Origin of the sequence: Mesorhizobium sp. M2A.F.Ca.ET.043.02.1.1, from assembly GCF_003952405.1 — a bacterium.
GTDB lineage: Bacteria > Pseudomonadota > Alphaproteobacteria > Rhizobiales > Rhizobiaceae > Mesorhizobium.
In genome coordinates, this window is the sequence record NZ_CP034445.1 from 6,421,156 (window position 1) to 6,433,829 (window position 12,674).

General features: G+C 63.8%; 13 protein-coding genes and 3 tRNA genes. 11 read left to right on the plus strand and 5 right to left on the minus strand.

Going from position 1 to position 12,674, the window contains the following annotated elements; translation table 11 throughout:
* Positions 1–66: 66 nt before the first annotated feature.
* The gene (locus tag EJ068_RS31005; RefSeq protein ID WP_127252505.1) at positions 67–426 is read left to right on the plus strand and encodes a hypothetical protein; all 360 of its coding nucleotides are present in this window, start codon (positions 67–69) and stop codon (positions 424–426) included.
* Here the strand turns inward: EJ068_RS31005 and bhcR are convergent.
* Positions 423–1,244 carry an HTH-type transcriptional regulator BhcR gene (gene bhcR, locus EJ068_RS31010; protein WP_127386159.1) on the minus strand — a complete coding sequence of 274 codons (822 nt, stop codon included), beginning with the start codon at positions 1,242–1,244 and terminating at the stop codon, positions 423–425. The two genes, EJ068_RS31005 and bhcR, sit on opposite strands and share 4 nt — an antisense overlap.
* 202 nt (positions 1,245–1,446) lie before the next feature.
* Between bhcR and gcl the strand changes: the two genes are divergently transcribed.
* The 3 genes from gcl (at position 1,447) to EJ068_RS31025 (ending at position 5,043) form a co-directional block, all read left to right on the plus strand.
* A complete protein-coding gene (gene gcl, locus EJ068_RS31015; RefSeq protein WP_127252507.1) occupies positions 1,447–3,228 on the plus strand; it encodes a glyoxylate carboligase in 1,782 nt (593 codons plus the stop codon).
* 26 nt (positions 3,229–3,254) lie between these two features.
* Entirely contained in the window at positions 3,255–4,052 is a 798-nt protein-coding gene (hyi, locus tag EJ068_RS31020; protein ID WP_127252508.1) for a hydroxypyruvate isomerase, read from the plus strand.
* A gap of 106 nt (positions 4,053–4,158) precedes the next feature.
* Positions 4,159–5,043, plus strand: coding sequence for a 2-hydroxy-3-oxopropionate reductase (locus EJ068_RS31025; RefSeq protein ID WP_127252509.1), 885 nt, complete (start codon positions 4,159–4,161; stop codon positions 5,041–5,043).
* Positions 5,044–5,110: 67 nt separating this feature from the next.
* On the opposite strand, the gene EJ068_RS33580 is transcribed toward EJ068_RS31025, so the two are convergent.
* On the minus strand, positions 5,111–5,392 hold the full coding sequence (locus tag EJ068_RS33580) for a TrmH family RNA methyltransferase (RefSeq protein ID WP_245463295.1): 282 nt from the start codon (positions 5,390–5,392) through the stop codon (positions 5,111–5,113).
* Positions 5,389–6,237 carry an RNA methyltransferase substrate-binding domain-containing protein gene (locus EJ068_RS33945; RefSeq protein WP_348639304.1) on the minus strand — a complete coding sequence of 283 codons (849 nt, stop codon included), beginning with the start codon at positions 6,235–6,237 and terminating at the stop codon, positions 5,389–5,391. The genes EJ068_RS33580 and EJ068_RS33945 overlap by 4 nt, the downstream gene beginning before the upstream one ends.
* Before the next feature lie 199 nt (positions 6,238–6,436).
* On the opposite strand from EJ068_RS33945, the gene EJ068_RS31040 reads away from it, so the two are divergent.
* Both EJ068_RS31040 and EJ068_RS31045 read left to right on the plus strand, forming a co-directional pair.
* Positions 6,437–6,521: transfer RNA gene (locus EJ068_RS31040), tRNA-Tyr, on the plus strand.
* A gap of 88 nt (positions 6,522–6,609) precedes the next feature.
* Positions 6,610–6,683 (plus strand) — tRNA-Gly (locus EJ068_RS31045).
* 79 nt (positions 6,684–6,762) lie between these two features.
* On the opposite strand, the gene EJ068_RS31050 is transcribed toward EJ068_RS31045, so the two are convergent.
* The gene (locus tag EJ068_RS31050) at positions 6,763–7,218 is read right to left on the minus strand and encodes a YidB family protein (protein WP_127252511.1); all 456 of its coding nucleotides are present in this window, start codon (positions 7,216–7,218) and stop codon (positions 6,763–6,765) included.
* A gap of 127 nt (positions 7,219–7,345) precedes the next feature.
* Between EJ068_RS31050 and EJ068_RS31055 the strand changes: the two genes are divergently transcribed.
* Positions 7,346–7,603 (plus strand): GlsB/YeaQ/YmgE family stress response membrane protein, encoded by a 258-nt coding sequence (locus tag EJ068_RS31055; protein WP_126061040.1) that lies wholly within the window; start codon positions 7,346–7,348, stop codon positions 7,601–7,603.
* Between the two features lie 73 nt (positions 7,604–7,676).
* Here EJ068_RS31055 and EJ068_RS31060 read toward each other — a convergent pair whose 3' ends face one another.
* On the minus strand, positions 7,677–8,564 hold the full coding sequence (locus EJ068_RS31060) for a DMT family transporter (protein ID WP_127252512.1): 888 nt from the start codon (positions 8,562–8,564) through the stop codon (positions 7,677–7,679).
* A 227-nt stretch (positions 8,565–8,791) separates the two neighbouring features.
* Here EJ068_RS31060 and tuf point away from each other — a divergent pair, with 227 nt between their 5' ends.
* From tuf to EJ068_RS31080, 4 genes are all read left to right on the plus strand, one after another.
* Positions 8,792–9,967 (plus strand): elongation factor Tu, encoded by a 1,176-nt coding sequence (gene tuf / locus EJ068_RS31065; protein ID WP_040983039.1) that lies wholly within the window; start codon positions 8,792–8,794, stop codon positions 9,965–9,967.
* Between the two features lie 281 nt (positions 9,968–10,248).
* On the plus strand, positions 10,249–11,787 hold the full coding sequence (locus EJ068_RS31070) for a hypothetical protein (RefSeq protein ID WP_127253898.1): 1,539 nt from the start codon (positions 10,249–10,251) through the stop codon (positions 11,785–11,787).
* Positions 11,788–11,932: 145 nt separating this feature from the next.
* Positions 11,933–12,418, plus strand: coding sequence for a group II truncated hemoglobin (locus tag EJ068_RS31075; RefSeq protein ID WP_127386384.1), 486 nt, complete (start codon positions 11,933–11,935; stop codon positions 12,416–12,418).
* A gap of 146 nt (positions 12,419–12,564) precedes the next feature.
* Positions 12,565–12,640: transfer RNA gene (locus EJ068_RS31080), tRNA-Trp, on the plus strand.
* Positions 12,641–12,674: the final 34 nt, after the last annotated feature.

A 12,674-nucleotide genomic window follows, 5' to 3' on the forward strand; every position in this document is an offset into this window, starting at 1 on the left:
CCAGCGATGTACAGCGATTTTGCAAGCGTTTAGTCTGGCTTCGGCACCAAACGAGGGGAGGGTGGCATGGACCAGCAGGATCCCAAGGAAGAACGGGTCGAGCCGGTTTTCCGCAACGGCACCATCACCATCGTCGGCATCCTGCTTGCGTTTTCGCTAGGCTTCATCACGCATTGGGCGGCCAACCCGATCCCATGGCAGACCTACCACCTGGTCGCCGTCCTGCCGATCCTGGTCGGCATTGCGCTGCAGATCCGAGCGCTCGCCATCCTGCTCGATATCAAATCCCTGCAGCGAAGCGTTCATGACCGCGCCAGTCGGATATTCCTCGCGGGGCTCATCCTGGCGGCCTGCGGCGTCGGACTGGCCATTCTGCTCGATTTCCTAGAGATATCGGCCAAGAGCGCGTTGCCCGGCGCATCCTAATACGCTTTCACGCCCCCGATCATCTTCGTCACCTCGACCGCGGCGTCGTGCACCAGCGGGCCGATTTCGGCCAGCCGCTCGGGCGTGACCCGCACCGTCGGGCCGGACACCGAAACGCCGCCGATCGGCTCGCCATATTCGTTGAAGATGGCCGCGGCCACGCAGCGCATGCCGGGATGGCGCTCCTCATCGTCCACCGACCATCCGCGATGCTTGATGGTCGCGAGATCATGGGCCAACGCCGAGATGTCGGACAGCGTCTTGTCGGTGTAGCGCTGCAGGCCCGCTTTGCGCAGGATCGCCGCGACCCGCTCCGGCTCCAGATGCGCCAGCACCGCCTTGCCTATGCCGGAAGCATGGAAGGGGCTGCGCGTGCCCGGCCGGAAGAAGGCGCGGATCGCCTGATGCGTCTCGACCTGGCTGACGAAGACGACGCAATCGTCCTCGGCGACCCCCAGATTGGCGGTCTCGCCGGTCTTCTCCATCAGCTCCTGCATGACGATACGGGCGCGGTCGACCAGCTTGCGGCGGCGCAGGAAGGCGGCGCCCATGCGATAGGTCTCGACGCCGACCGACCAGAGCTGGTCGGTCGTATCGAACTCGACCATGCCGTGGTTTTCCAGTGTCGTCAGCATTCTATAGGCTGTGGAGGCGGCAATGCCGCTTTGCGCGGCAATTTCGCTGAGCGACAGGCCGCTGGCCTCGGCGACGATCGCGAGGATGCGCAGCGCCCGGTCGAGCGACTGCACCGACGCCGCTTCGGATGGACCATTGAAGGCGCGCGGCCGGCCGCGCTGGCGTTTTTCCGTCGTTTCCATAGGCGGCATTCTCGCTGAATTCGCGCGAGGTGCAATGAAAAAGTTTTTCAGGTTTTGGCAGGGTGAATTTCTGGAAAACCGAAAATGACGTAAATTCAACGGGTAAGCGCCGTTTGCTAAAATTGGAAAAATATTCTGAAAAAATTGAAAAATCGAATGCGCGCTGTCACTATCAAGCCAACCAACGAAATGGAGGCTTGCAATGGCCAGGATGCGCGCTGTCGACGCGGCGGTTCTCGTTCTCGAAAAGGAAGGCATCACCAATGCCTTCGGCGTGCCGGGCGCGGCGATCAACCCGCTCTATTCGGCGCTGAAGGCGCGCGGCACCATCCGCCATGTGCTTGCCCGCCATGTCGAGGGCGCCTCGCATATGGCCGAAGGCTATACGCGCGCCAAGCCCGGCAATATCGGCCTCTGCATCGGCACGTCCGGTCCGGCCGGCACCGACATGATCACCGGCCTCTATTCGGCGTCCGCGGACTCCATCCCGATCCTCTGCATCACCGGCCAGGCGCCGCGCGCCCGGCTGAACAAGGAGGACTTCCAGGCTGTCGACATCGCTTCGATCGCCGCGCCCGTCGCCAAATGGGCGGTCACCGTCATGGAACCTTATCTGGTGCCGATGGCGCTGCAGAAGGCGTTTCACCTGATGCGCTCCTCGCGTCCGGGACCGGTGCTGGTCGACCTGCCGCTCGACGTCCAGCTTGCCGAGATCGAGTTCGACATCGACGCCTATGAGCCGCTCGCGCCCTTCAAGCCGGCCATGACGCGCGCCCAGGCCGAGAAGGCGCTTTTGATGCTCAACGAAGCGGAAAAGCCGCTGATCGTCGCTGGCGGCGGCATCATCAACGCCGACGCTTCCGATCTTCTGATCGAGTTCGCCGAAGTCACCGGCGTGCCGGTCATCCCGACGCTGATGGGCTGGGGCGCGATTCCCGACGACCATCGGTTGATGGCCGGCATGTGCGGCCTGCAGACCTCGCATCGCTATGGCAATGCGACGATGCTGGCGTCAGACTTCGTCTTCGGTATCGGCAACCGCTGGGCCAACCGCCACACCGGCTCGGTCGACGTCTACACCAAGGGCAAAAAGTTCATCCATGTCGACATCGAGCCGACGCAGATCGGCCGCGTCTTCGCGCCGGATCTCGGCCTCGTCTCGGATGCGGGCGCCGCGCTGAAGATCTTGCTCGACGTCGCCACCGAATGGCGCACGGCAGGCAGGCTGCGCGACTGGTCGGGCTGGGCCAAGGAATGCCAGCAGCGCAAGAAGACGATGAAGCGCAAGACGCATTTCGAGCAGGTGCCGCTGAAGCCGCAGCGCGTCTATGAGGAGATGAACAAGGCCTTTGGCCGCGACACGACCTATGTCACCACCATCGGCCTGTCGCAGATCGCCGGCGCGCAGTTCCTGCATGTCTACAAGCCGCGCAACTGGATCAATTGCGGCCAGGCCGGACCGCTCGGCTGGACGCTGCCGGCAGCCCTCGGCGTGCGCGCCGCCGATCCGGATCGCGCCATCGTCGCGCTCTCGGGCGACTACGACTTCCAGTTCATGATCGAGGAACTGGCGGTCGGCGCCCAGCACAAGCTGCCTTACATCCATGTCGTCGTGAACAACGCCTATCTCGGCCTCATCCGCCAGGCGCAGCGCGGTTTTTCGATGGATTACGAGGTGAGCTTGGCGTTCGAGAACGTCAACCGCGCAGGCGATCCGGAGGCGGGCTACGGCGTCGACCATGTCGCCGTCGCCGAAGCCATGGGCTGTAAGGCGGTCCGCGTGAAGACGCCCGAGGAATTCGCCGGCGCCTTCAAGGAAGCGCAGCGGCTGATGAAGGAGCATCAGGTCCCGGTGGTGCTGGAATTCATCCTCGAGCGCGTCACCAACATTTCGATGGGCACCGAAATCGACAAGATCACGGAATTTGAGGAACTTGCCGAGAGCCATGAGGATGCGCCGACGGCCATCGTCATGTTGGATTGAGTTCAGGCGGAACGAAGGAGAAAAGAATGCCGCGTTTTTCAGCCAACCTGTCCATGCTCTTCGGCGAGCATGAATTCCTCGATCGCTTTGATGCCGCCGCCCGCGCGGGCTTCAAGGGCGTCGAATATATCGGCCCCTATGATCACGCGCCGGACGTCGTCGCGGCGCGCCTGAAGAAGAACGGCCTGAGCCAGGTTCTTTTCAACCTGCCGGCCGGCGACTGGGGCAAGGGCGAGCGCGGCATTGCCGTGCTGCCGGACCGGGTGCCGGAATTCCGCCAGGGCGTCGCCAAGGCGATTACCTATGCGCATGCGCTGGGCTGCGAGCAAGTCAACTGCCTCGCCGGCATCGCGCCCCAGGGCGTCGATCGCGCTGTGCTGGAAAACGTCTTTGCCGACAACCTGGCCTTCGCGGCCGAGAAGCTGGAACAAGCCGGCATCAGGCTGCTGATCGAGCCGATCAACACCCGCGACATTCCGGGCTTCTTCCTGAATTACTCCGACCAGGCCTTGGCGCTGATCGACCGCATCGGCTCGAAGAACCTCTATTTGCAATACGACATCTATCACATGCAGATCATGGAGGGGGATCTCGCCCGTACCATCGAGGCGAACCTTAGCCGCATCGCGCATATCCAGCTTGCGGATAATCCCGGCCGTCACGAGCCGGGGACGGGCGAGATCAACTATCCTTTCCTCTACGACCACATCGACCGCCTCGGCTATTCCGGCTGGATCGGCGCCGAATACAAGCCGAAAGCCGGCACCGAAGCCGGGCTCGGCTGGTTCCGGCAATTCGCCGGACAGGGGAGCGCGGCGGCTTAGAGCCGACGGCGAAGCTGCCAATCTCCCCACTTGTGGGGGAGATGGCCGGCAGGCCAGAGGGGGGCGCGAAGGAACGCGACCTCGATAGGAATTACGGAGAACGTCAATGGAAACCATCGGCTTCATCGGCCTTGGCATCATGGGCGCGCCGATGGCGGGGCATCTCCTCGACGCCGGCCATACGGTCATTGCCAGCGACCACCGCTCCAAGCCGCCGGCTGATCTCGTCGCCAAGGGGCTGAAGTCAGTCACCGGCCACAATGCGGTGGCCAAGACCGCCGACATAATCATCACCATGGTGCCAGACACCCCGCAGGTCGCGGATGTTCTCTTCGGCGAGAACGGCGTCGCCGCTGGCTTGTCTAAGGGCAAGCTCGTCATCGACATGAGCTCGATCTCGCCCATCGCCACCAAGGAATTCGCCAAAAAGATCAACGATCTCGGCTGCGATTATCTCGACGCGCCGGTGTCGGGCGGCGAGGTCGGCGCCAAGGCCGCATCGCTGACCATCATGGTCGGCGGCGAGGAAAAGGCTTTTGAGCGCGCAAGGCCGGTCTTCGAGAAGATGGGCAAGAACATCACGCTGGTCGGCCCGAACGGCGTCGGCCAGACCACCAAGGTCGCCAACCAGATCGTGGTGGCCCTCACCATCGAAGCTGTCGGCGAAGCCCTGGTTTTCGCCTCGAAGGCCGGCGCCGATCCTGCGAAAGTCAGGCAGGCGCTGATGGGCGGGCTCGCCGCCTCGCGCATCCTCGAAGTGCATGGCGAGCGCATGATCAAGCGCACCTTCGCGCCTGGCTTCCGCATCGAGCTGCACCAGAAGGACCTCAACCTCGCGCTGGAAGGCGCGAAAGCGCTTGGCGTCTCGCTACCTAACACCTCGACCACGCAGCAGCTCTTCAATTCCTGCGCCGCCAATGGCGGCGCCAAGGAGGACCACTCGGCGCTGGTGAGAGCGCTGGAGCGGATGGCGGCCCACGAAGTGGGCTAGCCAGTAGCGAATAGGGAGTAGCGAGTAGGGATTGCAGGCCGGCACCTCGCGGTGTTCCGCCTATTCGCTATTCGCTATTCGCTAGGAATTTCCTTGCCGCATAAAGGCTCACCGCCGCCGCATTCGACACGTTGAGCGAATGGATGGCGCCCGGCATGTCGAGGCGGGCGAGCGCGGCCACCGTCTCGCGGGTTTTTTGCCGCAGGCCCTTGCCTTCCGCGCCCAGCACCAACGCGATCTTTTGGCCGTCGAATGTCTTTTCGAGCTCGGCCGGTCCTTCGGAATCAAGTCCGATCGTCTGGAAACCGGCCTCGTGCAGCTGCCCCAGCGCATCGGCGAGGTTCTTCACCTCGATCTGGTCGATATGCTCCAGGGCCCCGGACGCGGATTTCGCCAGAACGCCGGATTCCTGCGGGCTGTGGCGTGCAGCGGCGGGCGGGCGGGGGCGGCGCGGCGCGGGCGGCCGCAGGGCGCCGGCGGCGAGGCCGCGGCTCGGCCTCGATCAGCACGCCCTGATGCACGGCGTCCGACCCGGTGATCCTGTCGATGTCCTTCGGCTCGACCAACTCGGCCTTGAAAGGCAGGGCGGCAAGCTCGCCGATCGAAAGCCGCTCCGCCGCGTTGCGGGTCACCAGCTCCGATCGCGGCCGCCGGACGCGGGATTGTCACGCCGGATCTGCGGCTGTGGCGTGCAGTCGTGATCAGGCGCGGCGCCGAAGCGACGGCGGAGCGCAGGATCGCGCCGACATTGTGCGGGTCCGTCACCTGGTCGAGCACAAGCACCAGCCTTGTGTCGCCGAGCGCGTCGAGGCGCTTGGGCTTCAGCGGCTCGGCCTCGATCAGCACGCCCTGATGCACGGCGTCCGACCCGGTGATCCTGTCGATGTCCTTCGGCTCGACCAACTCGGCCTTGAAAGGCAGGGCGGCAAGCTCGCCGATCGAAAGCCGCTCCGCCGCGTTGCGGGTCACCAGCATCCTTTTGATCTTGCGGCGCGGATTGTCGAGGGCGGCCCGCACCGTGTGCAGGCCGTAAAGCCGCACCAGCCCGTCGCCAGGCCCTTCCCCCGGCGGCACCGGCTGGCGCGGCCGGAATGCCGGCGCGCCGCCCGCCTTCTGGTCTCGATGCGCGCGCCTCAGCTTGGCGTAGTGGGTGTCCTTGCGCGTGCCGGGCTTGGTGCTTTTATCGTCGTTCATGCGGGCTTCTATAGCCGTCCCGCCCGGCTAAGGATATGGGCTCAAGAAATGAATGCCGGACATCCTCGAAAAACCCTGGCCGCGCCGGTTGACACCCACCGGCCTTGCCGCCATAAGGCGCATCGCTGATTTCGGAGAAGATCTTACTCGGGCTCCGGATCGGCGCGAATGCCTCGTTGCATGGCTCCGGCGGCAGACTGGAGAGGTGCCCGAGTGGTTAAAGGGGACGGACTGTAAATCCGTTGGCTTAGCCTACGTTGGTTCGAATCCAACCCTCTCCACCACTGCCGGCCCGGAAGCCCTGAAACGAAAAGTCTCGGACCGAAAAGTGCATGGCGCTTTTCGGGTGAATCCGGTACCTCAGTGCAAGGCGCGGGTATAGCTCAGTGGTAGAGCAGCAGCCTTCCAAGCTGAATATGCGGGTTCGATTCCCGCTACCCGCTCCAGATTTCCCGCCCCTGCCGTCAATCGCACAAAAAACGCCGCGCGCCGTAGCGCGCAGCGCATTGCCTTTCGTCCAGACACTCAGCTGTTGAAGGCCGAAGCGACCTGATGGTTCTGCGGGATCTGGCCGTTCGGCGTCAGCTTGTCGACGATGCCGGGCAGCGCCGTGGAGAGCTGCTGCAGCAGTTCCTGCTCGTTCATGCCTGTGCGCTGGGCGATCTCGCGGATCACCGCCGGCCCGAGCGCCGAGCCTAGATCGCCCGGATTGATCGGCTGGTTCTGGCCGGTCCCGACCCAGGAGTCGGCGACATTGCCGTGGCCGGCGTCCTTGAGCTTGTCGAGCAGGCCACCTAGCCCGCCGAGCAAGCCGCCATCGGCGGACGCGCCGGTTGCAGCAGGCGCCGGGGCCGGCGCTTGGTGCGCGGCCGGTTCCTCGCTTCTGCCGCTCAGCATCCTGCCGACCAAAAGCGCGCCGAGCGCGATCATCAGAGGTTTGGTGATATTCCCGCCGGGAACGGCATTGTCGAAAAGGCCCATCGTGGATCTCCTTGTCCAGCCAAGTCCGCCCGTCCCCAGAATGGCGCAAACAGGCGGAAGTTCAAGCTGTCTTGAGCTTTTGACAATCATATGACCATGATGGGGGTGGGGGTATTTGGAGGGAATTATGGGCATCATCAGCTGGATCATTCTGGGCCTTATCGCCGGCTTCATCGGCAGCAAGATCGTCAACAAGACCGGCCAGGGCATGATCATGGACATCGTGCTCGGCATCGTCGGCGCCATCGTCGGCGGGCTGATCTTCAGCGCTTTCGGCTCGGCCGGCGTCACCGGCCTCAATATCTGGAGCCTGATCGTGGCCGTCATCGGCTCGATCGTCGTGCTCTGGGCCTATCACCAGATCAGCGGCAAGCGCACGCTGTAGGGCCAAGAAAGTCGCAGACGGCCGGGCTGCGGGGAGTCGATCCTGTCGGATCGGCCCAGATTGATGCTCGTCGTCAGGCGACCATGGCCAATCGGCGCTTCCTCTCGTCGAGAGAGACGATCACCAGGCCGCTGGCCATGACCAGCAGGATGCCGCAGACGGCGAGCGCATTGGGAAACTGCCCGAACACCAGCAGTCCGGATATGACCGCCGATACGGTGAAGCAGTAATAGAAGGGCGCCACCGCGCTTGTCGGTCCGACCCGGTAGGCCATGAAGATGAAGAAATGGCCGAAGATCAGGAACAGGCCGGCACCCGCGATCAGCAGCAGATGGCGTCCTTCGGGCATTACCCATTGCTCGGAGACTAGATGCGCCGCGCCTGAGCCGACCAGCACCACCAGGACGGCGGAGATGGCGACGATCATGCCGGGCACCTCGGCGCTCACCTTGCGGCCGGCTATGTCGCGCACCGCCGCAAAGGCGGCGTTGCCGAGCGCCAGCAGCGCATAGACCGAAATGCCCTGCATGGTCGGCTGCGCCACCATGAGCGCTCCGACAAAGCCAAGGCCGATCAGCGCCATGCGCGTTGCGCCGATCCTTTCGCCGAACAGCATTGAGGAGCCGACCAGCACGAGGAGCGGCGTGATCTGGCCGAGCGCGGTGGAATCCGCGATCTGCATGTTCGCCAGGGCGACGACGTAGCAGAGGATCGCCAGGAGCTCGAACAGGTTGCGGCGCAGCACCTTGCGTTCGAAGAGCAGCGGGATCTGCCTGGCATAACCCAGCATCAGAAGCAGCGGTACACCCCACGCTGTGGCCGCCGCGCCGCGCAGCAGCAGCACCTCATAGGGCGGCAGCCCGGCGGTCGCGAGCTTCATCATCGTGTCGTTGACGAGGTAGGACCCCGTCGAGACGACCATGAACAGCGGGCCGCGGATATTGGATGGAATGACCTGCATGCCGCCGACAAGATCAGAGCGGCGCGGCGGCGGCAATGGGCCAGCCTGGAGCCTTTGATTTTACGCGCGGCAGCCCTATATCCGCCCACATCCCCCTGAAATCGACCGTCGGTTCGGGTCGAGCGGGAATCCGCTCAGCCACAAGGTACTTGTGTTTTTCGGCCGTTGTCGCTAATCGCCCCGCATTCGACTGAACTGAAGGTCAAGGCCGTCCAAGGAAAGAGACTATGGCAAAAGGTAAATTCGAGCGCACCAAGCCGCATGTGAACATTGGCACGATCGGTCACGTCGATCATGGCAAGACGTCGCTGACGGCGGCGATCACGAAGTATTTTGGCGAATACAAGCGCTATGACCAGATCGACGCAGCACCCGAAGAGAAGGCGCGCGGCATCACGATTTCGACGGCTCACGTCGAGTATGAGACGGCCAACCGTCACTATGCCCACGTCGACTGCCCCGGCCACGCCGACTATGTGAAGAACATGATCACCGGTGCTGCCCAGATGGACGGCGCGATCCTGGTCGTGTCGGCCGCCGACGGCCCGATGCCGCAGACCCGCGAGCACATCCTGCTTGCCCGTCAGGTCGGCGTGCCTTCGATCGTGGTGTTCCTCAACAAGGTCGACCAGGTCGACGACGCCGAGCTGCTCGAGCTGGTCGAGCTCGAGGTTCGCGAGCTTTTGTCGAAGAACGAGTTCCCCGGCGACGACATTCCGATCGTCAAGGGCTCGGCTCTGGCCGCTCTCGAGGATTCGAACAAGACCATCGGCGAGGACGCCATCCGCGAGCTGATGGCTCAGGTCGACGCCTACATCCCGACCCCGGTTCGTCCGCTGGACAAGCCGTTCCTGATGCCGATCGAGGACGTGTTCTCGATCTCGGGCCGCGGCACGGTCGTGACCGGCCGCGTCGAGCGCGGCGTGGTCAAGGTCGGCGAGGAACTGGAGATCGTCGGCATCCGTCCGACCGCCAAGACGACCTGCACGGGCGTTGAAATGTTCCGCAAGCTGCTCGACCAGGGCCAGGCCGGCGACAACATCGGCGCGCTGCTGCGCGGCATCGACCGCGAGGGCGTCGAGCGCGGCCAGGTTCTGGCCAAGCCGGGCTCGGTGAAGCCGCACAAGAAGTTCGTGGCCGAAGCCTACATCCTGACCAAGGACGAAGGCGGCCGTCACACGCCGTTCTTCACCAACTACCGTCCGCAGTTCTACTTCCGCACGACGGACGTGACGGGCATCGTGACGCTGCCGGCCGGCACCGAGATGGTGATGCCCGGCGACAACATCACCGTCGACGTCGAGCTGATCGTGCCGATCGCGATGGAAGAGAAGCTGCGCTTCGCCATCCGCGAAGGCGGCCGCACCGTCGGTGCAGGCATCGTCGTCACCATCAAGGAGTAATCGATCCGGCCGTTGCCGGTTCGACAAGGAAAGGGCGGTCTTCGGGCCGCCCTTTTCGTTTGGAAGCAGTATCGGGCCGGCAAGCTCAATTCTGTTGCAAGCATCGTCGCTGGAACTAGTATGAGTTGTACCCGAGGGGCTAGCCAGGCGTGGTTTCGGCGTTTCGTTCAAAAATCATTTTGCGGCGGCGAGGGCTGATCCGACTGGGGTTGGCCGCTGTCCTGACGCTGGCTGCCTTCGGCGCCGCCGCGAAGGAAGATCCGCCGGACTACGGTCCGACGATGCGCTTCGCGGTGGTGCGCAGCAGCGCGCTGGGCTGCGAGCCGAATTGCCCGGAATGGATTTCCGCTGAAGGCACGATCGAGGCTAGCACGCCAGCGCTGTTCAGACGCTTGCTGAAGACGCTCGGCGGGCGGCAACTGCCAATTGTCGTCAATTCTCCCGGCGGCAATGTCGATGCCGCGCTCCAGCTTGGCCGCATGATCCGCAAGAACAAGCTCGATATCGCGGTCGGCATCACGGAGTTTTCCGGCTGCTCGCCGGGGATGAAGAACTGCCGGGGCAACGACGCCAAGCAGCAGCCCTATTCCGGCGTCGCTTACGACAGCGGCGCGATGTGCAATTCGGCCTGTCCGCTGATGTTTGCCGGCGGCATCCGCCGCGTCGTTGGCGAATGGGCCTATCTCGGTGTCCACCAGATCACCACCACCTTCCGGCGCGAGAAGCTGCTCTACCGCACGACCTATCGGGTCGTGAACGGCAAGAAGAAGATCATCGGCACCACGATCGTCAGCCGCAAGAATGCCGGCAGCTACAAGACCTATGAGATGAGCAAGGCGGTCGAGAGGCGACTGTCGGCCTATCTGAAGGAGATGGGCGTCGAGCAGGGCGTGCTGGATGTGATGAAGACGACGCCCGCCAGCGACATCCGGCAGATCGAGCCCGACGATATGTTGGAGATGAAGCTCGTCACCAGCCTCGATTCGCTCGATCTGTTGACCGAAAAGAGCATGTGCCTGCGCAATCCCGTGCCGGCGAATTGCCGCGAGATGCCGTCGAACGCCAAGCCGGCCGAGGTCGCGAAGGTCGAAGCCGCGCCTTTGCTCGCTGCTCCGGGCACGGCGACCCGGCCGCGGGTCCAGGAACAGGACATGCGCTTCGTTGTCGTTCGCGGCAGCAACCCGCTCTGCAATCCCGATTGTCCGGAATGGATTTCGGCGGAAGGCACGATCGCCGCAGGCACGGCCGGCAAGCTTCGCCAGCTGCTCGATACGCTCGGCGGGCGCAGATTGCCGGTGGTCGTCAACTCGCCAGGTGGCGATGTGCAGGCAGCGCTTGCCGCGGGTCGCCTGATCCGTGAGCGCCGGTTGGATGTCGCGGTCGCCCGAACGGACTTTCTCGATTGCGATCCGGGCAAGGCGGGTTGCGAACCAACCGAAGGCCTCTACAGCGGTCTCACCATCGATGCAGGCGCCCAATGCGACGCCGCCTGCGCGATGATGATCGCCGGCGGCATCAGGCGCCTCGTCGGCGCCGATGCGCATTTCCTGGTGCATTCCATGGGCATGGAAGAGAAGGTCAGGGCGTATCTCGACGAGATGGCGATCGGCTCGGGCTTTTTTGCCGCCATGCAGTCGGCGCAGTTCGCCAAGCACAGGGAACTCAGCAAGGGCGAACTTCGCGAATCCGGTCTTACGACCGGACCGCAATCGGTGGATGCGCTCACCGGGGCGACCATCTGCAACTCATCGCCGAAACCGGACAATTGCCGGGTGCTGCCGGCCGCCAATGCCGAGGCCGAGGCGCCAGCGAAACTTTAGAGCAATTCCAGGAAAAGCGTTTACGGTTTTCCGTCCAGAATTGCGTAGACAAGGAGAGAGCCCGCACTGGCCATCGAGGCAGGTTGAGGCGGGCAGGGTGGCGCCGCTATCCTCCTCGCGCGATTTGCGGAACGGAGGATCGGGGATGAGCGCGAAAATCCCGACTTTGTACGAATGGGCCGGCGGCAGCGAGGCGCTCAACAGGCTGACACGCGCCTTCTACGACAAAGTGGCCGTGGATCCGATCGTCGGCCCCGTGTTCAAGACCATGTCGCCGGACCATCCGGCGCATGTCGCCGCCTTCATCGGCGAGGTCTTCGGCGGGCCGAAGACTCATAGCGAAGAGTTTGGCGGCCATCGCGAGATGGTGATGCATCATCTCGGCAAGCACCTGACTGAGGAGCAGCGCCGGCGCTGGATCAACCTTCTCGCCGACGCAGCCGACGAAGTCGGCCTGCCGGACGACCCCGAGTTCCGCTCAGCCTTCATGGGCTATGTCGAATGGGGATCGCGGCTGGCGAAGATGAACTCGAATCTGGGCGAGACCTGCGATCCCGCGACCGAGCCGATGCCGGCCTGGGGCTGGGGTGTGCCGGGCGGGCCATACAAGCCGCCGGCCGGAAAATCCTAGGCCCAGGCGCGTTTTCAGGGAACGCAATCCGTCGCCGACGGAAATGCGATGGAGAAATCCGGCAAAGCTTCGAAAACGGCAGGTCAGTGCTCTTTACAGAGGGCCCGGAAGCTTTTAGGAAGCGCCTGCGCCGAACAAGCGCATGCACGGGCATAGCTCAGTTGGTAGAGCGGCGGTCTCCAAAACCGCAGGTCGTAGGTTCGAGCCCTGCTGCCCGTGCCATTTCCTCAAAAGGAATCGTCTCGCTTTCGTTTAG